The sequence below is a fragment of the Escherichia sp. R1 genome (genome assembly GCF_003000935.1).
GTDB lineage: Bacteria > Pseudomonadota > Gammaproteobacteria > Enterobacterales > Enterobacteriaceae > Escherichia > Escherichia coli.
Genome location: NZ_PSRU01000001.1, coordinates 465062 through 486465 on the forward strand (window position 1 = coordinate 465062; position 21404 = coordinate 486465).

Annotated in this window: 21 protein-coding genes and 2 pseudogenes; 18 read left to right on the forward strand and 5 right to left on the reverse strand. The window is 50.4% G+C overall.

Annotation, left to right across the window (positions count from 1 at the left end; all coding sequences use genetic code 11):
* The first annotated feature begins 80 nt into the window (after nucleotides 1–80).
* A pseudogene (gene rihA / locus C4F37_RS02360) lies at nucleotides 81–1016 on the forward strand (pyrimidine-specific ribonucleoside hydrolase RihA).
* A 44-nt stretch (nucleotides 1017–1060) separates the two neighbouring features.
* On the opposite strand, the gene C4F37_RS02365 reads toward rihA, so the two are convergent.
* Nucleotides 1061–1543 carry a zinc ribbon-containing protein gene (locus C4F37_RS02365; RefSeq protein ID WP_001044880.1) on the reverse strand — a complete coding sequence of 161 codons (483 nt, stop codon included), beginning with the start codon at nucleotides 1541–1543 and terminating at the stop codon, nucleotides 1061–1063.
* Between the two features lie 234 nt (nucleotides 1544–1777).
* Here C4F37_RS02365 and leuS point away from each other — a divergent pair, with 234 nt between their 5' ends.
* The 15 genes and pseudogenes from leuS to lipA all read left to right on the forward strand — a co-directional run bounded on the left by leuS (nucleotide 1778) and on the right by lipA (nucleotide 16710).
* Nucleotides 1778–4360, forward strand: a complete 2583-nt coding sequence (gene leuS, locus C4F37_RS02370) for a leucine--tRNA ligase (RefSeq protein WP_001538450.1) — start codon at nucleotides 1778–1780, stop codon at nucleotides 4358–4360.
* A gap of 14 nt (nucleotides 4361–4374) precedes the next feature.
* On the forward strand, nucleotides 4375–4956 hold the full coding sequence (lptE, locus tag C4F37_RS02375; protein WP_001269669.1) for an LPS assembly lipoprotein LptE: 582 nt from the start codon (nucleotides 4375–4377) through the stop codon (nucleotides 4954–4956).
* The gene (gene holA / locus C4F37_RS02380) at nucleotides 4956–5987 is read left to right on the forward strand and encodes a DNA polymerase III subunit delta (protein ID WP_000620539.1); all 1032 of its coding nucleotides are present in this window, start codon (nucleotides 4956–4958) and stop codon (nucleotides 5985–5987) included. Before lptE ends, holA begins: the two co-directional genes overlap by 1 nt.
* A gap of 1 nt (nucleotide 5988) precedes the next feature.
* Nucleotides 5989–6630, forward strand: coding sequence for a nicotinate-nucleotide adenylyltransferase (gene nadD, locus C4F37_RS02385; RefSeq protein WP_000838879.1), 642 nt, complete (start codon nucleotides 5989–5991; stop codon nucleotides 6628–6630).
* A 23-nt stretch (nucleotides 6631–6653) separates the two neighbouring features.
* Nucleotides 6654–7265, forward strand: a complete 612-nt coding sequence (locus C4F37_RS02390; RefSeq protein WP_001351014.1) for an adenosylcobalamin/alpha-ribazole phosphatase — start codon at nucleotides 6654–6656, stop codon at nucleotides 7263–7265.
* Nucleotides 7266–7524: 259 nt separating this feature from the next.
* Nucleotides 7525–7842: a ribosome silencing factor gene (gene rsfS, locus C4F37_RS02395; RefSeq protein ID WP_001161664.1), complete on the forward strand. Its 318-nt coding sequence runs from the start codon at nucleotides 7525–7527 to the stop codon at nucleotides 7840–7842.
* Nucleotides 7843–7845: 3 nt separating this feature from the next.
* Nucleotides 7846–8313 carry a 23S rRNA (pseudouridine(1915)-N(3))-methyltransferase RlmH gene (gene rlmH / locus C4F37_RS02400; RefSeq protein WP_000776104.1) on the forward strand — a complete coding sequence of 156 codons (468 nt, stop codon included), beginning with the start codon at nucleotides 7846–7848 and terminating at the stop codon, nucleotides 8311–8313.
* A 30-nt stretch (nucleotides 8314–8343) separates the two neighbouring features.
* Nucleotides 8344–10245 (forward strand): peptidoglycan DD-transpeptidase MrdA, encoded by a 1902-nt coding sequence (mrdA, locus tag C4F37_RS02405; protein ID WP_000776191.1) that lies wholly within the window; start codon nucleotides 8344–8346, stop codon nucleotides 10243–10245.
* Between the two features lie 2 nt (nucleotides 10246–10247).
* Entirely contained in the window at nucleotides 10248–11360 is a 1113-nt protein-coding gene (mrdB, locus tag C4F37_RS02410; RefSeq protein ID WP_000131717.1) for a peptidoglycan glycosyltransferase MrdB, read from the forward strand.
* A gap of 10 nt (nucleotides 11361–11370) precedes the next feature.
* Nucleotides 11371–12459, forward strand: coding sequence for an endolytic peptidoglycan transglycosylase RlpA (gene rlpA, locus C4F37_RS02415; protein WP_001538448.1), 1089 nt, complete (start codon nucleotides 11371–11373; stop codon nucleotides 12457–12459).
* A gap of 139 nt (nucleotides 12460–12598) precedes the next feature.
* Nucleotides 12599–13810 carry a D-alanyl-D-alanine carboxypeptidase DacA gene (dacA, locus tag C4F37_RS02420; protein WP_001092082.1) on the forward strand — a complete coding sequence of 404 codons (1212 nt, stop codon included), beginning with the start codon at nucleotides 12599–12601 and terminating at the stop codon, nucleotides 13808–13810.
* Nucleotides 13811–13919: 109 nt separating this feature from the next.
* Complete coding sequence (ybeD, locus tag C4F37_RS02425) at nucleotides 13920–14183, forward strand: DUF493 family protein YbeD (protein WP_000850550.1); 264 nt, start codon at nucleotides 13920–13922, stop codon at nucleotides 14181–14183.
* 100 nt (nucleotides 14184–14283) lie between these two features.
* Complete coding sequence (lipB, locus tag C4F37_RS02430) at nucleotides 14284–14925, forward strand: lipoyl(octanoyl) transferase LipB (protein WP_000284027.1); 642 nt, start codon at nucleotides 14284–14286, stop codon at nucleotides 14923–14925.
* Nucleotides 14926–15183: 258 nt separating this feature from the next.
* Nucleotides 15184–15504: pseudogene (locus tag C4F37_RS27485) on the forward strand (YbeF family transcriptional regulator); the annotation flags it as partial.
* Between the two features lie 240 nt (nucleotides 15505–15744).
* Nucleotides 15745–16710 (forward strand): lipoyl synthase, encoded by a 966-nt coding sequence (gene lipA, locus C4F37_RS02450; protein ID WP_000042632.1) that lies wholly within the window; start codon nucleotides 15745–15747, stop codon nucleotides 16708–16710.
* Nucleotides 16711–16809: 99 nt separating this feature from the next.
* On the opposite strand, the gene tatE is transcribed toward lipA, so the two are convergent.
* Nucleotides 16810–17013: a twin-arginine translocase subunit TatE gene (tatE, locus tag C4F37_RS02455; protein WP_000503931.1), complete on the reverse strand. Its 204-nt coding sequence runs from the start codon at nucleotides 17011–17013 to the stop codon at nucleotides 16810–16812.
* Nucleotides 17014–17141: 128 nt separating this feature from the next.
* Nucleotides 17142–17930 carry a deaminated glutathione amidase gene (locus C4F37_RS02460; RefSeq protein ID WP_001538446.1) on the reverse strand — a complete coding sequence of 263 codons (789 nt, stop codon included), beginning with the start codon at nucleotides 17928–17930 and terminating at the stop codon, nucleotides 17142–17144.
* Nucleotides 17931–18025: 95 nt separating this feature from the next.
* Here C4F37_RS02460 and crcB point away from each other — a divergent pair, with 95 nt between their 5' ends.
* Entirely contained in the window at nucleotides 18026–18409 is a 384-nt protein-coding gene (gene crcB / locus C4F37_RS02465; protein WP_000939740.1) for a fluoride efflux transporter CrcB, read from the forward strand.
* Between the two features lie 53 nt (nucleotides 18410–18462).
* Here crcB and cspE read toward each other — a convergent pair whose 3' ends face one another.
* Entirely contained in the window at nucleotides 18463–18672 is a 210-nt protein-coding gene (cspE, locus tag C4F37_RS02470) for a transcription antiterminator/RNA stability regulator CspE (protein ID WP_000034825.1), read from the reverse strand.
* A 174-nt stretch (nucleotides 18673–18846) separates the two neighbouring features.
* Entirely contained in the window at nucleotides 18847–19407 is a 561-nt protein-coding gene (gene pagP / locus C4F37_RS02475) for a lipid IV(A) palmitoyltransferase PagP (protein ID WP_001773878.1), read from the reverse strand.
* A gap of 586 nt (nucleotides 19408–19993) precedes the next feature.
* Between pagP and dcuC the strand changes: the two genes are divergently transcribed.
* The gene (gene dcuC / locus C4F37_RS02485; protein ID WP_000955057.1) at nucleotides 19994–21379 is read left to right on the forward strand and encodes an anaerobic C4-dicarboxylate transporter DcuC; all 1386 of its coding nucleotides are present in this window, start codon (nucleotides 19994–19996) and stop codon (nucleotides 21377–21379) included.
* The last annotated feature ends 25 nt before the right edge of the window (nucleotides 21380–21404 follow it).

The following is a 21404-nucleotide window of genomic DNA, read 5'->3' on the forward strand; positions in this document are numbered from 1 at the left end:
CGCTTTCTCGTTTCGTCCCTCGTATCTGTTACATCCCGGCGTTACCCTTGTCGCAAAGAAACACACAACAAGGAGCAACAATGGCACTGCCAATTCTGTTAGATTGCGACCCAGGTCATGACGACGCTATCGCAATCGTTCTCGCCCTCGCCTCACCAGAGCTTGATGTCAAAGCAATTACGTCTTCCGCCGGAAACCAGACACCAGAAAAAACCTTACGCAATGTTCTGCGTATGCTGACCTTGCTTAATCGCACCGATATTCCGGTAGCAAGCGGTGCGGTAAAACCGTTAATGCGTAATTTGATTATTGCGGACAACGTGCACGGCGAAAGCGGTCTCGACGGCCCGGCATTACCGGAACCGACGTTCGCACCGCAAAACTGCACGGCAGTGGAGCTGATGGCGAAAACGCTGCGTGAAAGTGAGGAACCTGTCACCATTGTTTCTACCGGACCGCAAACTAACGTTGCCTTGCTGCTCAATAGCCACCCGGAACTGCATAGCAAAATTGCCCGTATCGTGATTATGGGCGGCGCAATGGGGCTTGGTAACTGGACGCCTGCGGCTGAATTTAATATTTACGTTGACCCGGAAGCGGCAGAAATTGTCTTCCAGTCAGGAATTCCGGTGGTGATGGCCGGTCTGGATGTTACTCACAAAGCACAAATCCACGTTGAAGACACTGAGCGTTTCCGCGCGATTGGCAACCCTGTTTCAACCATTGTTGCCGAACTGCTGGATTTCTTCCTCGAATATCACAAAGACGAAAAATGGGGCTTTGTCGGCGCACCACTGCATGACCCATGCACCATCGCCTGGCTGTTGAAACCGGAGTTGTTTACCACTGTTTAGCGCTGGGTTGGCGTGGAAACACAAGGGAAATATACCCAGGGTATGACGGTTGTTGATTATTATTATCTGACTGGCAATAAACCGAATGCCACCGTAATGGTCGATGTTGATCGTCAGGGCTTTGTTGATTTACTGGCTGATCGTCTGAAATTTTACGCTTAATCACTCGCCGGATGACATCACGCCATCCGGCACCACTCATTTCATTACGGCTCGAACGGGCGTCTCTGGAACTGATCATGACCACATTTCGGGCATAGCGTCAGCACTTCCGGTGTATAGATCGGGAGATGGAAGTGACATTTCTCGCAGACCAGATTTCCCAGCCCTACCACTTCTCCGCTGTGATAAACCCCGTGATGATTGAGGTCCTGGAAAACTTCGCGCCATTCAAGCTGCGTTTTATCGGTGATGTCTGCCAGCTCCTGCCACAAGCTTTCTTTAATCACCCGCATAAAGACGCTGTCAGACTCTTCTTTCAGGCTCTCTTCATAGCTCATGGCGAACTCTTCCAGGTCACGTCTGACAGCTCGCGTCAGCTCATCGACCTCGGTTCGCGTTAACTCCCCTGTTTTTATTACGCGCTCGCGCGCCTGTTCCACCAGTGCGTCGATATCACGTTCGCCATTGCGCAGGCGTTCGCTCAGTGACGCGACCAGTTCACGGTAATATTGAGCAACCTTGTTCATCGTTTCATCTCCCGGGTCGTTAACTGACTATAATAATAGACGTTCTTTGTTCCTTGCTTTGCTAATACGCCCACAAACTCTGTAAATTAATGTATGAATAATCCGGGCATCATTTCAACGTCGAGTGCGCGAAAGGCTGTTTTGGCGCGGGCGTTTGGGCTATGCTATGCGGATCTGAAAAACCACATCAACGCTACATTTGTAGCAGTATTGAAAACAGGACCACTGGCTGCCATGCAAGAGCAATACCGCCCGGAAGAGATAGAATCCAAAGTACAGCTTCACTGGGATGAGAAGCGCACATTTGAAGTAACCGAAGACGAGAGCAAAGAGAAGTATTACTGCCTGTCTATGCTTCCCTATCCTTCTGGTCGACTACACATGGGCCACGTTCGCAACTACACCATCGGTGACGTGATCGCCCGCTACCAGCGCATGCTGGGCAAAAACGTCCTGCAGCCAATCGGCTGGGACGCATTTGGTCTGCCTGCGGAAGGCGCGGCGGTGAAAAACAACACCGCGCCAGCACCGTGGACGTACGACAACATCGCGTATATGAAAAACCAGCTCAAAATGCTGGGCTTTGGTTATGACTGGAGCCGCGAGCTGGCGACCTGTACGCCGGAATACTACCGTTGGGAACAGAAATTCTTCACCGAACTGTATAAAAAAGGCCTGGTATATAAGAAGACTTCTGCGGTCAACTGGTGCCCGAACGACCAGACCGTACTGGCGAACGAACAAGTTATCGACGGCTGCTGCTGGCGCTGCGATACCAAAGTTGAGCGTAAAGAGATCCCGCAGTGGTTTATCAAAATCACTGCTTACGCTGACGAGCTGCTCAACGATCTGGATAAACTGGATCACTGGCCAGACACCGTTAAAACAATGCAGCGTAACTGGATCGGTCGTTCCGAAGGCGTGGAAATCACCTTCAACGTTAACGACTATGACAACACGCTGACCGTTTACACTACCCGCCCGGACACCTTTATGGGTTGTACCTACCTGGCGGTGGCTGCGGGTCATCCGCTGGCACAGAAAGCGGCGGAAAATAATCCTGAACTGGCCGCCTTTATTGACGAATGCCGTAACACCAAAGTTGCCGAAGCTGAAATGGCGACGATGGAGAAAAAAGGCGTCGATACTGGCTTTAAAGCGGTTCACCCATTAACGGGCGAAGAAATTCCCGTTTGGGCAGCAAACTTCGTATTGATGGAATACGGCACGGGCGCAGTTATGGCAGTTCCGGGTCACGACCAGCGCGACTACGAGTTTGCCTCTAAATACGGCCTGAACATCAAACCGGTTATCCTGGCAGCTGACGGCTCTGAGCCAGATCTTTCTCAGCAAGCCCTGACTGAAAAAGGCGTGCTGTTCAACTCTGGCGAGTTTAATGGTCTTGACCATGAAGCGGCCTTCAACGCCATCGCCGATAAACTGACTGCGATGGGCGTTGGCGAGCGTAAAGTGAACTACCGCCTGCGCGACTGGGGTGTTTCTCGTCAGCGTTACTGGGGCGCGCCGATTCCGATGGTGACGCTGGAAGACGGTACCGTAATGCCGACCCCGGACGACCAGCTGCCGGTGATCCTGCCGGAAGATGTGGTGATGGACGGCATTACCAGCCCGATTAAAGCAGATCCGGAATGGGCAAAAACTACCGTTAACGGTATGCCAGCACTGCGTGAAACCGACACTTTCGACACCTTTATGGAGTCCTCCTGGTACTATGCGCGCTACACTTGCCCGGAGTACAAAGAAGGTATGCTGGATTCCAAAGCGGCTAACTACTGGCTGCCGGTGGATATTTACATTGGTGGTATCGAACACGCCATTATGCACCTGCTCTACTTCCGCTTCTTCCACAAACTGATGCGTGATGCAGGCATGGTGAACTCTGACGAACCAGCGAAACAGTTGCTGTGTCAGGGTATGGTGCTGGCAGATGCCTTCTACTATGTTGGTGAAAACGGCGAACGTAACTGGGTTTCCCCGGTTGATGCTATCGTTGAACGTGACGAGAAAGGCCGTATCGTGAAAGCGAAAGATGCGGCAGGCCATGAACTGGTTTATACCGGCATGAGCAAAATGTCCAAGTCGAAGAACAACGGTATCGACCCGCAGGTGATGGTTGAACGTTACGGCGCGGACACCGTTCGTCTGTTTATGATGTTTGCTTCTCCGGCTGATATGACTCTCGAATGGCAGGAATCCGGCGTGGAAGGGGCTAACCGCTTCCTGAAACGTGTCTGGAAACTGGTGTACGAGCACACAGCAAAAGGTGATGTTGCGGCACTGAACGTCGATGCGCTGACTGAAGATCAGAAAGCGCTGCGTCGCGATGTGCATAAAACTATCGCTAAAGTAACCGATGATATCGGCCGTCGTCAGACCTTCAACACCGCAATTGCGGCGATTATGGAGCTGATGAACAAACTGGCGAAAGCCCCGACCGATGGCGAGCAGGATCGCGCCCTGATGCAGGAAGCGCTGCTGGCGGTGGTCCGTATGCTTAACCCGTTCACCCCGCACATCTGCTTCACGCTGTGGCAGGAACTGAAAGGCGAAGGCGATATCGACAACGCGCCGTGGCCGATTGCTGACGAAAAAGCGATGGTGGAAGACTCCACGCTGGTCGTGGTGCAGGTTAACGGTAAAGTCCGTGCAAAAATCACCGTTCCGGTGGACGCAACGGAAGAACAGGTTCGCGAACGTGCTGGCCAGGAACATCTGGTAGCAAAATATCTTGATGGCGTTACTGTACGTAAAGTGATTTACGTACCCGGTAAACTCCTCAATCTGGTCGTTGGCTAAGCGCGGGAGGAAGCGTGCGATATCTGGCAACATTGTTGTTATCTCTGGCGGTGTTAATCACCGCCGGGTGTGGCTGGCATCTGCGTGATACCACGCAGGTTCCTTCCACTATGAAGGTCATGATCCTGGACTCAGGCGATCCGAACGGGCCATTAAGCCGTGCGGTGCGTAACCAGTTACGTCTGAATGGTGTCGAGTTGCTTGATAAAGAAACCACGCGTAAGGACGTTCCATCCCTGCGTTTGGGTAAAGTGAGCATCGCGAAAGATACCGCATCGGTATTCCGTAACGGTCAAACAGCAGAGTATCAGATGATCATGACGGTGAATGCGACCGTGTTGATCCCCGGCCGTGATATCTACCCGATTAGCGCCAAAGTCTTCCGTTCGTTCTTCGATAACCCGCAAATGGCGTTAGCGAAAGATAACGAACAAGACATGATCGTAAAAGAGATGTACGACCGTGCTGCCGAACAGCTGATTCGTAAGCTGCCAAGCATCCGTGCTGCGGATATTCGTTCCGACGAAGAACAGACGTCGACCACAACGGATACTCTGGCAACGCCTGCACGCGTCTCCACCACGCTGGGTAACTGATGATTCGGTTGTACCCGGAACAACTCCGCGCGCAGCTCAATGAAGGGCTGCGCGCGGCGTATCTTTTACTTGGTAACGATCCTCTGTTATTGCAGGAAAGCCAGGACGCTGTTCGTCAGGTCGCTGCGGCACAAGGATTCGAAGAACACCACACTTTTTCCATTGATCCCAACACTGACTGGAATGCGATCTTTTCGTTATGCCAGGCTATGAGTCTGTTTGCCAGTAGACAAACGCTATTGCTGTTGTTACCAGAAAACGGACCGAATGCGGCGATCAATGAACAACTTCTCACACTCACCGGACTTCTCCATGACGACCTGCTGTTGATCGTCCGCGGTAATAAATTAAGCAAAGCGCAAGAAAATGCCGCCTGGTTTACTGCTCTTGCGAATCGCAGCGTGCAGGTGACCTGTCAGACACCGGAGCAGGCTCAGCTTCCCCGCTGGGTTGCTGCGCGCGCAAAACAGCTCAACTTAGAACTGGATGACGCTGCAAATCAGGTGCTCTGCTACTGTTATGAAGGTAACCTGCTGGCGCTGGCCCAGGCACTGGAGCGTTTATCGCTACTCTGGCCGGACGGCAAACTGACATTACCGCGCGTTGAACAGGCGGTGAATGATGCCGCGCATTTCACCCCTTTTCATTGGGTTGATGCTTTGTTGATGGGAAAAAGTAAGCGCGCGTTGCATATTCTTCAGCAGCTGCGTCTGGAAGGCAGCGAACCGGTTATTTTGTTGCGCACATTACAACGTGAACTGTTGTTACTGGTTAACCTGAAACGCCAGTCTGCCCATACGCCACTGCGTGCGTTGTTTGATAAGCATCGGGTATGGCAGAACCGCAGGGGCATGATGAGCGAGGCGTTAAATCGCTTAAGCCAGCCGCAGTTACGTCAGGCCGTGCAACTCCTGACACGAACGGAACTCACCCTCAAACAAGATTACGGTCAGTCAGTGTGGGCAGAGCTGGAAGGGTTATCTCTTCTGTTGTGCCATAAACCCCTGGCGGACGTATTTATCGACGGTTGATATGAAATCTTTACAGGCTCTGTTTGGCGGCACCTTTGATCCGGTGCACTATGGTCATCTTAAACCCGTGGAAACGCTGGCGAATTTGATTGGTCTGACGCGGGTCACAATCATCCCTAATAATGTTCCTCCGCATCGTCCCCAGCCGGAAGCGAACAGCGCGCAGCGTAAACACATGCTTGAACTGGCGATAGCTGACAAGCCACTGTTTACCCTTGATGAACGCGAGCTAAAGCGCAATGCCCCCTCTTACACTGCGCAAACACTGAAAGAGTGGCGGCAGGAGCAAGGACCGGACGTGCCGCTGGCGTTTATTATTGGTCAGGATTCATTGCTGACCTTTCCGACCTGGTACGAATACGAAACGATACTCGACAATGCACATTTGATCGTCTGTCGGCGTCCTGGTTACCCACTTGAAATGGCGCAACCGCAATACCAGCAATGGCTGGAGGATCATTTGACACATAACCCGGAAGATCTTCACCTTCAGCCTGCCGGTAAAATTTATCTGGCTGAAACGCCGTGGTTTAACATCTCGGCGACCATCATCCGCGAACGTTTGCAAAATGGTGAATCGTGTGAGGATTTATTACCGGAACCGGTACTGACTTACATTAACCAACAAGGCTTGTATCGCTGATACCTGTCGTTACGGAGGGCATGATGCGACTGTGGTTAATTCGTCATGGTGAAACGCAAGCGAATGTCGATGGTCTGTACAGCGGTCATGCGCCCACACCCCTGACCGCGCGCGGTATTGAGCAAGCGCAAAATCTGCATACGCTGCTACATGATGTTTCCTTTGACCTGGTTTTATGCAGTGAACTGGAACGGGCACAGCATACCGCGCGACTGGTTCTTAGTGACCGCCAGCACCCCGTTCATATCATCCCTGAACTCAATGAAATGTTTTTTGGCGACTGGGAGATGCGACATCATCGTGACCTCATGCAAGAAGATGCCGAAAACTATAGCGCGTGGTGCAATGACTGGCAGCATGCTATCCCCACGAACGGTGAAGGATTTCAGGCATTTTCGCAACGTGTGGAACGATTTATCGCAAGGCTTAGTGAATATCAGCACTATCAGAATATTTTAGTCGTCAGCCATCAGGGCGTACTGAGTCTGTTAATTGCTCGTTTAATTGGCATGCCTGCCGAGTCTATGTGGCATTTCCGCGTTGACCAGGGGTGTTGGAGCGCCATTGATATCAACCAAAAATTCGCGACGCTACGCGTCCTCAATAGCCGTGCCATCGGGGTCGAGAATGCATGACTTTTCTGTTTTTTTACGGGTAAGCCGCAACGACCATTGACAGCCCCGGGCAGGCTGATATTCTCCGCAGCCAGACTTTTTCCGCCAGACACGACTTTGTAGAAATTGTTTTACAAAAATGGCGATGCAATCTGCGGCGCGGGGTGGGATGATAGCCCACTTTCGAAAGCCGATTCGGCGACAATTGTCCCGAAATCGCCTCTGGTTCAGGTATACTGACAGACCATTTTTATCTATTTGATTCACCCAGGGGGAAAACTTGCAGGGTAAAGCACTCCAGGATTTTGTTATCGACAAAATTGATGACCTCAAAGGTCAGGACATCATCGCCTTAGACGTTCAGGGCAAATCCAGCATCACCGACTGCATGATCATCTGTACGGGTACGTCCAGCCGCCATGTTATGTCCATTGCTGATCACGTTGTGCAGGAGTCTCGCGCAGCGGGCCTGTTACCGCTCGGCGTAGAAGGTGAAAACAGCGCCGACTGGATTGTCGTGGATTTGGGCGATGTGATTGTCCATGTCATGCAGGAAGAGAGCCGTCGCCTGTATGAACTGGAAAAACTCTGGAGTTAATGCGTGAAGCTGCAACTTGTCGCCGTGGGAACGAAAATGCCGGACTGGGTACAAACCGGTTTTACCGAGTACCTGCGTCGTTTTCCGAAAGATATGCCCTTCGAGCTGATTGAAATTCCGGCCGGAAAACGCGGCAAGAATGCGGACATCAAGCGCATACTCGACAAAGAGGGTGAGCAGATGTTGGCGGCCGCAGGCAAAAACCGCATTGTCACCCTCGATATTCCAGGCAAGCCCTGGGATACGCCGCAGTTAGCCGCTGAGCTGGAACGCTGGAAGCTGGATGGTCGCGACGTCAGTCTACTGATTGGCGGGCCTGAAGGGTTGTCGCCTGCCTGTAAAGCGGCGGCGGAGCAGAGCTGGTCGCTGTCGGCACTTACCCTTCCCCATCCGCTGGTTCGCGTGCTGGTCGCAGAGAGTCTGTACCGGGCGTGGAGCATCACCACCAACCATCCTTATCACCGTGAGTGATAAGTGAGCTTTGAGTAGAAAACGCAGCGGATGAAACTACAGAACTCTTTTCGCGACTATACGGCAGAGTCCGCGCTGTTTGTGCGCCGGGCGCTGGTCGCCTTTTTGGGGATTTTGCTGCTGACCGGCGTGCTTATCGCCAACCTGTATAATCTGCAAATTGTTCGCTTTACCGACTACCAGACCCGCTCTAATGAAAACCGCATTAAGCTGGTGCCTATCGCACCCAGCCGCGGCATTATCTACGACCGTAACGGTATCCCTCTGGCTCTCAACCGCACTATCTACCAGATAGAAATGATGCCGGAGAAAGTCGATAACGTGCAGCAAACGCTGGACGCTTTGCGCAGCGTGGTTGATCTGACCGATGATGATATTGCTGCATTCCGAAAAGAGCGCGCACGTTCACACCGTTTCACCTCTATTCCGGTGAAAACTAACCTGACCGAAGTACAAGTAGCTCGCTTTGCCGTCAACCAGTACCGTTTTCCGGGTGTTGAAGTTAAAGGCTATAAACGTCGTTACTATCCTTACGGTTCGGCGTTGACCCACGTCATCGGCTATGTGTCGAAAATCAACGATAAAGACGTCGAACGCCTGAATAATGACGGCAAACTGGCCAACTATGCGGCAACGCATGATATCGGTAAGCTGGGCATTGAACGTTACTATGAAGACGTGCTGCACGGTCAGACCGGTTATGAAGAGGTTGAAGTTAACAACCGTGGGCGTGTTATCCGCCAGTTAAAAGAAGTACCACCGCAAGCCGGACACGATATTTACCTGACGCTGGATCTCAAACTCCAGCAATATATTGAAACGTTGCTGGCGGGTAGCCGCGCAGCTGTGGTAGTCACCGATCCGCGTACAGGTGGGGTGTTGGCGCTGGTTTCCACGCCTAGTTATGACCCAAACCTGTTTGTTGACGGTATCTCCAGCAAAGATTATTCCGCCTTGCTGAACGACCCGAATACACCGCTGGTGAACCGCGCCACACAGGGGGTTTATCCTCCCGCGTCTACAGTTAAACCCTATGTTGCGGTTTCGGCATTGAGTGCCGGGGTGATCACGCGCAATACGACGCTGTTTGACCCCGGCTGGTGGCAACTGCCAGGGTCGGAAAAACGTTATCGTGACTGGAAAAAATGGGGCCACGGGCGTCTGAATGTCACAAGATCGCTGGAAGAATCTGCGGATACCTTCTTCTATCAGGTGGCCTACGATATGGGGATCGATCGCCTCTCCGAATGGATGGGGAAATTCGGTTATGGTCATTACACCGGTATCGACCTGGCGGAAGAACGTTCCGGCAACATGCCTACCCGCGAATGGAAACAGAAACGCTTTAAAAAACCGTGGTATCAGGGTGACACCATTCCGGTTGGTATCGGTCAGGGTTACTGGACAGCGACCCCAATCCAGATGAGTAAGGCACTGATGATCCTGATTAATGACGGTATCGTGAAGGTTCCGCATTTGCTGATGAGCACCGCCGAAGACGGCAAACAGGTGCCATGGGTACAACCGCATGAACCGCCCGTCGGCGATATTCATTCCGGTTACTGGGAGCTGGCAAAAGACGGTATGTACGGTGTTGCTAACCGCCCTAACGGTACGGCGCATAAATACTTTGCCAGCGCACCGTACAAAATTGCGGCGAAATCTGGTACAGCTCAGGTCTTCGGTCTGAAAGCGAACGAAACCTATAATGCGCACAAAATTGCCGAGCGTTTACGTGACCACAAACTGATGACCGCCTTTGCGCCATACAACAATCCGCAAGTGGCTGTCGCCATGATTCTGGAGAACGGCGGCGCGGGTCCGGCGGTTGGTACGCTGATGCGCCAGATCCTCGACCACATTATGCTGGGTGATAACAACACCGATCTGCCTGCGGAAAATCCAGCGGTTGCCGCAGCGGAGGACCATTAATCATGACGGATAATCCGAATAAAAAAACATTCTGGGATAAAGTCCATCTCGATCCCACAATGCTGCTGATCTTACTGGCATTGCTGGTTTACAGCGCCCTGGTTATCTGGAGCGCCAGCGGTCAGGATATTGGCATGATGGAGCGTAAAATCGGCCAGATTGCGATGGGTCTGGTCATCATGGTGGTGATGGCGCAAATTCCTCCACGCGTTTATGAAGGCTGGGCCCCCTATCTCTATATCATCTGTATTATTTTGCTGGTGGCGGTAGATGCTTTCGGTGCCATCTCTAAAGGCGCTCAACGCTGGCTGGACCTCGGTATTGTTCGTTTTCAACCGTCGGAAATTGCCAAGATAGCCGTACCGTTGATGGTTGCACGCTTTATCAACCGCGACGTTTGCCCACCTTCATTGAAGAATACAGCTATCGCGCTGGTGCTGATATTTATGCCCACGCTGCTGGTGGCTGCACAGCCTGACTTGGGAACATCAATCCTCGTTGCGCTTTCCGGCCTGTTTGTACTGTTCCTCTCTGGCCTTAGCTGGCGTCTGATTGGCGTCGCAGTAGTGCTGGTAGCGGCGTTCATTCCGATTCTGTGGTTCTTCCTGATGCATGATTACCAGCGCCAACGCGTAATGATGCTCCTGGACCCGGAATCAGACCCACTCGGCGCAGGCTATCACATTATTCAGTCTAAAATTGCTATTGGCTCCGGCGGATTACGCGGCAAAGGCTGGCTGCACGGCACTCAGTCACAGCTTGAATTTCTCCCCGAACGCCATACCGACTTTATCTTCGCGGTACTGGCGGAAGAGCTGGGATTAGTGGGCATTTTGATTCTGCTCGCTCTCTACATTCTGCTGATCATGCGCGGGCTGTGGATAGCCGCCAGAGCGCAAACCACCTTTGGTCGCGTCATGGCTGGCGGCTTAATGCTGATATTATTCGTTTATGTCTTCGTAAATATTGGTATGGTAAGCGGTATTCTGCCGGTTGTAGGGGTTCCGCTCCCACTGGTCAGTTATGGAGGATCGGCGCTAATTGTGCTGATGGCTGGGTTCGGGATTGTAATGTCAATCCACACCCACAGGAAAATGTTGTCGAAAAGCGTGTAAGAGGTGCGCAATGCGTAAGCAGTGGCTCGGGATCTGCATCGCGGCAGGAATGCTCGCGGCATGTACAAGCGATGATGGTCAGCAACAGACGGTAAGTGTACCGCAGCCTGCGGTATGTAACGGCCCCATAGTTGAAATTAGCGGGGCAGACCCGCGTTTCGAACCACTGAACGCGACGGCAAATCAGGATTACCAGCGCGACGGTAAAAGCTACAAAATCGTGCAGGATCCGTCTCGATTTAGCCAGGCGGGACTGGCGGCAATCTATGATGCCGAACCCGGCAGTAACCTGACGGCCTCTGGCGAAGCTTTCGATCCGACACAGTTGACGGCGGCCCATCCAACGCTTCCAATCCCCAGCTACGCCAGAATCACTAACCTGGCTAACGGGCGAATGATCGTGGTGCGCATTAATGATCGCGGCCCTTATGGCAACGACCGCGTGATTTCGCTTTCTCGCGCGGCAGCTGACCGTCTTAACACGTCAAACAACACCAAAGTTCGTATCGATCCGATTATTGTCGCCCAGGATGGTTCGCTTTCTGGTCCTGGTATGGCTTGTACCACAGTCGCCAAACAGACTTACGCCCTGCCAGCACCTCCCGATTTAAGCGGTGGCGCGGGAACAAGTTCAGTGCCTGTCCCGCAGGGTGACATTCTTCCGGTCAGTAATTCGACGCTAAAAAGCGAAGATCCGACCGGCGCGCCGGTAACCAGCAGCGGTTTCCTCGGCGCACCAACGACCTTAGCGCCTGGTGTACTGGAAGGCAGCGAACCGACGCCTGCGCCACAGCCCGTTGTTACAGCTCCGTCGACAACGCCTGCAACCTCACCTGCAATGGTGATACCGCAAGCCGCCTCGCAAAGCGCCAGCGGCAACTTTATGGTGCAAGTCGGGGCCGTTAGCGATCAGGCTCGTGCGCAACAGTACCAACAGCAACTGGGACAGAAGTTCGGCGTCCCCGGTCGCGTAACTCAAAATGGCGCGGTCTGGCGGATCCAGCTTGGCCCATTCGCCAGCAAAGCCGAAGCCAGTACCTTGCAGCAACGTTTGCAAACCGAAGCCCAATTACAGTCATTTATTACCACCGCGCAGTAGCGTAAAGCAGGCATCTGATGTGTCAATTTCTGTAAATGACGTTAACAAAGTCACGCGGAAAGTCAGATGCCTGCCGGTAGTGCATTTGCTATAGTAGGGCACTTTTTTTAATTCCATCACGGATGTCGTAGTTCAGACCATGAATACCATTTTTTCCGCTCGTATCATGAAGCGCCTGGCGCTCACCACGGCTCTTTGCACAGCCTTTATCTCTGCTGCACATGCCGATGACCTGAATATCAAAACCATGATCCCGGGTGTACCGCAGATCGACGCGGAGTCCTACATCCTGATTGACTACAACTCCGGCAAAGTACTCGCCGAACAGAACGCTGATGTCCGCCGCGATCCTGCCAGCCTGACCAAAATGATGACCAGTTACGTTATCGGCCAGGCAATGAAAGCCGGTAAATTTAAAGAAACTGATTTAGTCACTATCGGCAACGACGCATGGGCCACCGGTAACCCGGTGTTTAAAGGTTCTTCGCTGATGTTCCTCAAACCGGGCATGCAGGTTCCGGTTTCTCAGCTGATCCGCGGTATTAACCTGCAATCGGGTAACGATGCTTGTGTCGCCATGGCCGATTTTGCCGCTGGTAGCCAGGACGCTTTTGTTGGCTTGATGAACAGCTACGTTAACGCCCTGGGCCTGAAAAATACCCACTTCCAGACGGTACACGGTCTGGATGCTGATGGTCAGTACAGCTCCGCGCGAGATATGGCGCTGATCGGCCAGGCGTTGATCCGTGACGTACCGAATGAATACTCGATCTATAAAGAAAAAGAATTTACGTTTAACGGTATTCGCCAGCTGAACCGTAACGGCCTGTTATGGGATAACAGCCTGAATGTCGACGGCATCAAAACCGGACACACTGACAAAGCAGGTTACAACCTTGTTGCTTCTGCGACTGAAGGCCAGATGCGCTTGATCTCTGCGGTGATGGGCGGACGTACTTTTAAAGGCCGTGAAGCCGAAAGTAAAAAATTGCTAACCTGGGGCTTCCGTTTCTTCGAAACCGTTAACCCACTGAAAGTAGGTAAAGAGTTCGCCTCTGAACCGGTTTGGTTTGGTGATTCTGATCGCGCTTCGTTAGGGGTTGATAAAGACGTGTACCTGACCATTCCGCGTGGTCGCATGAAAGATCTGAAAGCCAGCTATGTGCTGAACAGCAGTGAATTGCATGCGCCGCTGCAAAAGAATCAGGTCGTCGGAACTATCAACTTCCAGCTTGATGGCAAAACGATCGAACAACGCCCGCTGGTTGTGCTGCAAGAAATCCCGGAAGGTAACTTCTTCGGCAAAATCATTGATTACATTAAATTAATGTTCCATCACTGGTTTGGTTAAAAATTGAGCACTTGAAAGTGTAATTTCCGTCCCCATATACTAAGCATCAGTAAAAAACTCCCGCCTTCTGGCGGGAGTTGCTATTTAATTACGTTACGCCGGAGCTGACATGAAAACCAAACTTAACGAACTGCTTGAATTCCCTACTCCTTTTACTTACAAAGTTATGGGGCAGGCGTTACCTGAGCTGGTTGATCAGGTGGTTGAAGTGGTACAGCGCCATGCGCCAGGTGACTACACCCCAACGGTAAAACCAAGCAGCAAAGGCAACTACCACTCGGTATCTATCACTATCAACGCCACTCATATCGAGCAGGTTGAAACACTGTATGAAGAACTGGGCAAAATCGATATTGTCCGCATGGTTCTGTAACTCGCTTCTCCGTTACCCGGCTCCTGGTCGGGTAACTCCCCTCTCCTCGCTGTGATATACTTTTCCCCCACTTTTACTCATTCTCCACGGAGATGCCGTTTTGTATCAGGATAAAATTCTTGTCCGCCAGCTCGGTCTTCAGCCTTACGAGCCAATCTCCCAGGCTATGCATGAATTCACCGATACCCGCGATGATAGTACCCTTGATGAAATCTGGCTGGTCGAGCACTATCCGGTATTCACCCAAGGGCAGGCAGGAAAGGCGGAGCATATTTTAATGCCGGGTGATATTCCGGTGATCCAGAGCGATCGCGGTGGGCAGGTGACTTATCACGGGCCGGGGCAACAGGTGATGTATGTGTTGCTTAACCTGAAACGCCGTAAACTCGGTGTGCGTGAACTGGTGACCTTGCTTGAGCAAACAGTGGTGAATACCCTGGCTGAACTGGGTATAGAAGCGCATCCTCGGGCTGACGCGCCTGGTGTCTATGTCGGGGAAAAGAAAATTTGCTCACTGGGTTTACGTATTCGACGCGGTTGTTCATTCCACGGTCTGGCATTAAACGTCAATATGGATCTTTCACCATTTTTACGTATTAATCCTTGTGGGTATGCAGGAATGGAAATGGCTAAAATATCACAATGGAAACCCGAAGCGACGACTAATAATATTGCACCACGTTTACTGGAAAATATTTTAGCGCTACTAAACAATCCTGACTTCGAATATATTACCGCTTAATTCCATACATCAATGGCCCAATTTACACTGGGTCATTACTCATAATACCTGCTAATGCTTTACATCTCCTTCGCGTTTGTATATTTTCTTTATCACTTGCAGAAATGCGATGCTACGCCTTGCTCCGTAGCTCACCCAATTGGTTAACTCATTGAAATAATTACCATGGTGAGCAAAAGCGTTCCGTCCCAATTAGACATAAGATTATTGTAATTTTTTTAAATATTATTTTTTCATGAATGAAATTGGAGTAAGTGCGTGGATAGTAATAATCAAATTGAACCCTGTTTAAGCAGAAAATCGTCAGAAGGTAAACCACAAATATTTACAACCTTACGAAATATTGATCTTACCCTTCTGACTATTTTGAAGTTGCATATGTCCATAAAGGAATCGTTAATGCAGCGAAAGTGCTTAATCTGCCCCCCCTCGGTCGGAGCCCTGGTCCTTCCTGTCATCTATCGGGCGATTAAAACTCACTATCCACAGCTTTTACTGCGCAACCCGCCCATCAGCGGCGCGGAAAACCAACTCAGTCAGTTTCAAACCGATCTCATCACCGATAACATGTTTTGCACAGGACCATAGATGTTATCCGTAATGCATTTTGAAAAAGTATTGTTACAGCCAGATCACAGCGCAGAACGATAAAATGGCACAATCCAACAACAATTTTACATTTTCGCGACCGCTTTGGCTGCTTTCAGGTCCGTTTCAATGATATACTGCCAGTCGTTAATTCAAAAATAGTTGATAATTACAACAATCTATTGAATTGAAACGCTTTTCTTCGTAATTCGCAACTGGAACACGCACGCTATGAGTAAACCCATTGTGATGGAACGCGGTGTTAAATACCGCGATGCCGATAAGATGGCCCTTATCCCGGTTAAAAACGTGGCAACAGAGCGCGAAGCCCTGCTGCGCAAGCCGGAATGGATGAAAATCAAGCTTCCAGCGGACTCTACACGTATCCAGGGCATCAAAGCCGCAATGCGCAAAAATGGCCTGCATTCTGTCTGCGAGGAAGCCTCCTGCCCTAACCTGGCGGAATGCTTTAACCACGGCACAGCAACGTTTATGATCCTCGGCGCTATTTGTACCCGCCGTTGCCCGTTCTGTGACGTTGCCCACGGTCGCCCGGTAGCTCCTGATGCCAATGAACCAGTGAAACTGGCGCAGACCATTGCCGATATGGCGCTGCGTTATGTGGTTATCACCTCCGTTGACCGTGATGACCTGCGCGATGGCGGTGCCCAGCACTTTGCGGATTGCATTACTGCCATTCGGGAAAAAAGCCCGCAAATCAAAATTGAAACTCTGGTGCCGGATTTCCGTGGTCGTATGGATCGTGCTCTGGATATTCTGACTGCAACGCCACCAGATGTGTTCAACCATAACCTGGAAAACGTACCGCGTATTTACCGTCAGGTACGGCCTGGTGCAGATTACAACTGGTCGCTTAAGCTGCTGGAACGCTTTAAAGAAGCGCATCCGGAAATCCCGACCAAGTCTGGTCTGATGGTGGGACTGGGTGAAACCAATGAAGAAATTATTGAGGTAATGCGCGACCTGCGCCGTCATGGTGTGACGATGCTAACGCTGGGGCAATATTTGCAGCCAAGCCGCCATCACCTGCCGGTTCAACGTTACGTTAGCCCGGATGAGTTCGACGAAATGAAAGCCGAAGCGCTGGCGATGGGCTTTACCCATGCTGCATGCGGTCCGTTTGTCCGCTCTTCTTACCACGCCGATTTGCAGGCGAAAGGGATGGAAGTTAAGTAATCCTGTAATAATTACTTACATCTGTCTGATAAAAAACCCGCTTTTTGAAGCGGGTTTTTGTATCGAACAAGATATTGAGGGAGCGTCCTGCTCGCCACGTCACTCTTTATGAGAGAGCTTTTCAGCCTGAAGATCAACGTCTGCGCCTTTTTTCGCCGCAGCATCGTCATCATTCATCGCCTTCTTGAACCCTTTAATGGCCGCTCCAAGGTCTCCGCCCAGCGTACGTAACTTCTTAGTCCCAAACAGCAGAACGACCAGCGCCGCAACTACCAGCAGTTTGGTAATACTAATCTCACCCATAGATACCTTCTTGACATATAACCGGCAACAGAACGCGCCTTAAAAACCAGAGAATATTAACGGTCATTCGACGCGCGCACACAATAGCAATCTGTAACAAGGTGAATCAAGCACCGAGTAAAAAAACATCATAATAATTGCGGCGGCGCAAAGCGACGGTTGTTTAAGACGGGCAGTTGCGCGCGTACCTGACGCACACGTTCGGGCGTCACTTCCGCCATAATGAGTGCAGGCATTTCTGACGCTGCCGCAATGGTGACGCCAAAGGGATCTATAATCCGGCTTTGCCCGATATTTTTGTTCCCGCACTCCCCCGCCGCCACCATATAACAGGTGGTATCCAGCGCACGAGCGGCAAGCAACGTTGACCAGTGATGCTCTTTGAGCGGCCCACGACCCCAGGCGGCAGGAAGTACCAGGATTTCAGCTCCCTGTAATGCCTGTGCCAGCGCCAGCTCTGGAAAGCGTAAGTCATAACAGGTCATCAGACCGACCTTCATCCCTTCCACCTCCAGTAACGGAGCTATTTCATTACCAGCATCAACATGGCGTGATTCCTGAATGGCAAATGCATCATAGAGATGCAGTTTGGCATAACGGGCGACGATGTTTCCTGCCTGTAGCGCCACCAGCATATTCCATGCGCGCCCCGGCGTTGAAGGAACATGAATCGTCAGAATTGTCGTCATCATGTTACGTTTACTTTCTCGCCGTAAACGTCCGAGGAATTCGCCTTCCAGCAGCTGTGCTGATTTAACCGATAGATCTGCATCATGATCATCACGCGCCAGTAATGCTTCCGGCAGGACAAACAGCGAAACGTCGTTTTCCGCCGCCTGCGCCATCAACGAGCCACAAATCTCAGCGTTCTTTTCCCACACAGATGTAACAGCAAACTGTCCTGCGGCAACCAGCATTGCCACCTCCTCCTGTCAGAGTCGTAAAATTCGCCAACGGCGATTATTCGGCGTTACACTTATCACTCATACAAATCAAATAGCAGGATTTTGCAGTGTTACAACTTCTTTTAGCAGTTTTTATAGGCGGTGGTACGGGAAGCGTGGCGAGATGGCTGTTAAGTATGCGATTTAACCCGCTGCATCAGGCGATTCCGTTGGGGACGCTGGCAGCAAACCTGATTGGGGCATTCATCATAGGAATGGGATTCGCCTGGTTCAGCAGGATGACGAACATTGATCCAGTGTGGAAAGTATTAATCACCACCGGATTTTGTGGCGGTCTAACAACCTTCTCAACATTTTCGGCAGAAGTGGTGTTTTTGTTACAAGAGGGCCGCTTTGGCTGGGCGTTACTGAACGTTTTCGTCAATCTTTTGGGGTCTTTTGCCATGACCGCACTGGCTTTCTGGCTGTTTTCGGCCTCAACCACACACTAAAAACCAAAAAAAACCCGCTGATTAAGCGGGTTTTGAATTCTTGCTGACGTATCTTACAGAGCGATTACGTTTGCAGCAGAAGGGCCTTTGGCACCGTTAGTGATTTCGAACTCTACGCGCTGACCTTCAGCAAGAGTTTTAAAACCATTAGTCTGGATTGCAGAGAAGTGTACGAACACGTCTTTGCTGCCGTCTTCCGGAGTAATGAAACCGAATCCTTTGGACTCATTAAACCACTTAACGTTACCTTTAATCTTAGACATCAAAATTACCTTTACATGAAAAATAGACACAAATGCTGTGTCGGTTACCAGTACACCAATTGTGGTACGCTTTGTCCAGTGCAACTTTACTAAAAAGTGATAAAAGTCGCGTTATTTTTGATGTTAATTATTTTACTGGTTGATTTTAAAGGATTTACTAAAACTTCATTTGTCTCAAAACTGAAAGCGCATCCAGGCAAAGTACACATTGCCATTGTTGTAGGTACCCGGAATGTAGGTCATCTGAAACGTCGCGGGGCCATACCCCACAGAGGCCAATGGCAGTAGAACCGGAAGAGGGATGTAATTCCAGTTATCGCGCGCCGTTACGCCAGCGGTAAATCCCAGGCCTAAATGAAAATTTTCATCCGCCAGCGGTCGCCAGATACTTTCCCATCCGTATCCGGCAATCGGTTCCCATTTGTTCCACGAGTCCTTAAATGCCATGGCATACAGGCCATGCCAGTTTCCTTTTTCATCCCAACGCGACTGACCAAAACCGCCGCCCCACGGTCGCTCGTTATAGCGATCGGTTTTTTCTTTGTCGTAAGCAAAACGTGCATGCCAGGTGATGGCAGGAATATATAAATCATAATGTTCTGGCTGTTGCCAGGTTTGTGCAATATTTTCTCTAAACGTTGTCATCCACTCATCAGCGTTAGCAAAAACTTTACCAACACTGATTAACTGAATAAAAACAAAGAAAAATATAGCGACATATTTACTCACGTTCATTTGTGACCATTAAACATTTATCAAAAATCTACTACTAACATAGCAAAGCTACAATTAACATAACCTCAATAGCCCCAACATGAAGAATAATATGAATAGCTGCCCTATTTATTTCCGCTAGTTCAAGATAAATATTTCCGCGCATCGATTAAAGACGACGCATCGTTTTCTGCGATGGGAATAGTCATAAAAGAAAAACCAAGTCGTTTCTGATAACAAAATACAACCGATAAAAATTACTTTATTTTTTAATAAGATATAAAAAATATCTTAACGAAAAATATATTATGTATCGTCAACTCATGCTCATGGAAGATTATTTTTTGAGCACACAACCGCAGCTAACACCTTACAATTAACAAATTTGCATCAATCCACCATCAATTTACACACATTATTATGTGATATTTGCCAACCGCTAAATATGCGTTTTGTTATCTACGCATAAAAACAGCAACTTCAATGTCTTAATGGCAGTTTTTCTTGATTTTAATCAGCATTCACCGCCAATTTATTGGGCATATTTTTTCCTTAACTTTTAGGAATTTTTTATTATTTACTTTGGGGCCTGGAGACAGGAAAAATTATGCTGACATTCATTGAACTCCTTATTGGGGTTGTGGTTATTGTGGGTGTAGCTCGCTACATCATTAAAGGGTATTCGGCCACTGGCGTGTTATTTGTCGGTGGCCTGTTATTGCTGATTATCAGTGCCATTATGGGGCACAAAGTGTTACCGTCCAGCCAGGCTTCAACAGGCTACAGCGCCACGGATATCGTTGAATACGTTAAAATATTGCTAATGAGCCGCGGCGGCGACCTCGGCATGATGATTATGATGCTGTGTGGCTTTGCCGCTTACATGACCCATATCGGCGCGAATGATATGGTGGTCAAGCTGGCGTCAAAACCATTGCAGTATATTAACTCCCCTTACCTTCTGATGATTGCCGCCTATTTTGTTGCCTGTCTGATGTCACTGGCTGTCTCTTCCGCAACCGGTCTGGGTGTTTTGCTGATGGCAACCCTGTTTCCGGTGATGGTAAACGTTGGTATCAGTCGTGGCGCAGCTGCTGCCATTTGTGCCTCCCCGGCGGCGATTATTCTCGCACCGACTTCAGGAGATGTGGTGCTGGCGGCGCAGGCTTCCGAAATGTCGCTGATTGACTTCGCCTTCAAAACAACGCTGCCTATCTCAATTGCTGCAATTATCGGCATGGCAATCGCCCACTTCTTCTGGCAACGTTATCTGGATAAAAAAGAGCACATCTCTCATGAAATGTTAGATGTCAGTGAAATCACCACCACTGCCCCTGCGTTTTATGCCATTTTGCCGTTCACGCCGATCATCGGAGTGCTGATTTTTGACGGCAAATGGGGTCCGCAATTACACATCATCACTATTCTGGTGATTTGTATGCTAATTGCCTCCATTCTGGAGTTCATCCGCAGCTTTAATACCCAGAAAGTTTTCTCTGGTCTGGAAGTGGCTTATCGCGGTATGGCAGATGCATTTGCTAACGTGGTGATGCTGCTGGTTGCCGCTGGGGTATTCGCTCAGGGGCTTAGCACCATCGGCTTTATTCAAAGTCTGATTTCTATCGCTACCTCGTTTGGTTCGGCGAGTATCATCCTGATGCTGGTATTGGTGATCCTGACAATGCTGGCGGCAGTCACGACCGGTTCAGGCAATGCGCCGTTTTATGCGTTTGTTGAGATGATCCCGAAACTGGCGCACTCTTCCGGCATTAACCCGGCGTATTTGACTATCCCGATGCTGCAGGCGTCAAACCTGGGCCGTACCCTTTCGCCCGTTTCTGGCGTAGTCGTTGCGGTTGCCGGGATGGCGAAGATCTCGCCGTTTGAAGTCGTAAAACGCACCTCGGTGCCGGTGCTTGTTGGTTTGGTGATTGTTATCGTTGCTACAGAGCTGATGGTGCCAGGAACGGCAGCAGCGGTCACAGGCAAGTAAATAGTAATGCCGGAGGCAAGTTTCC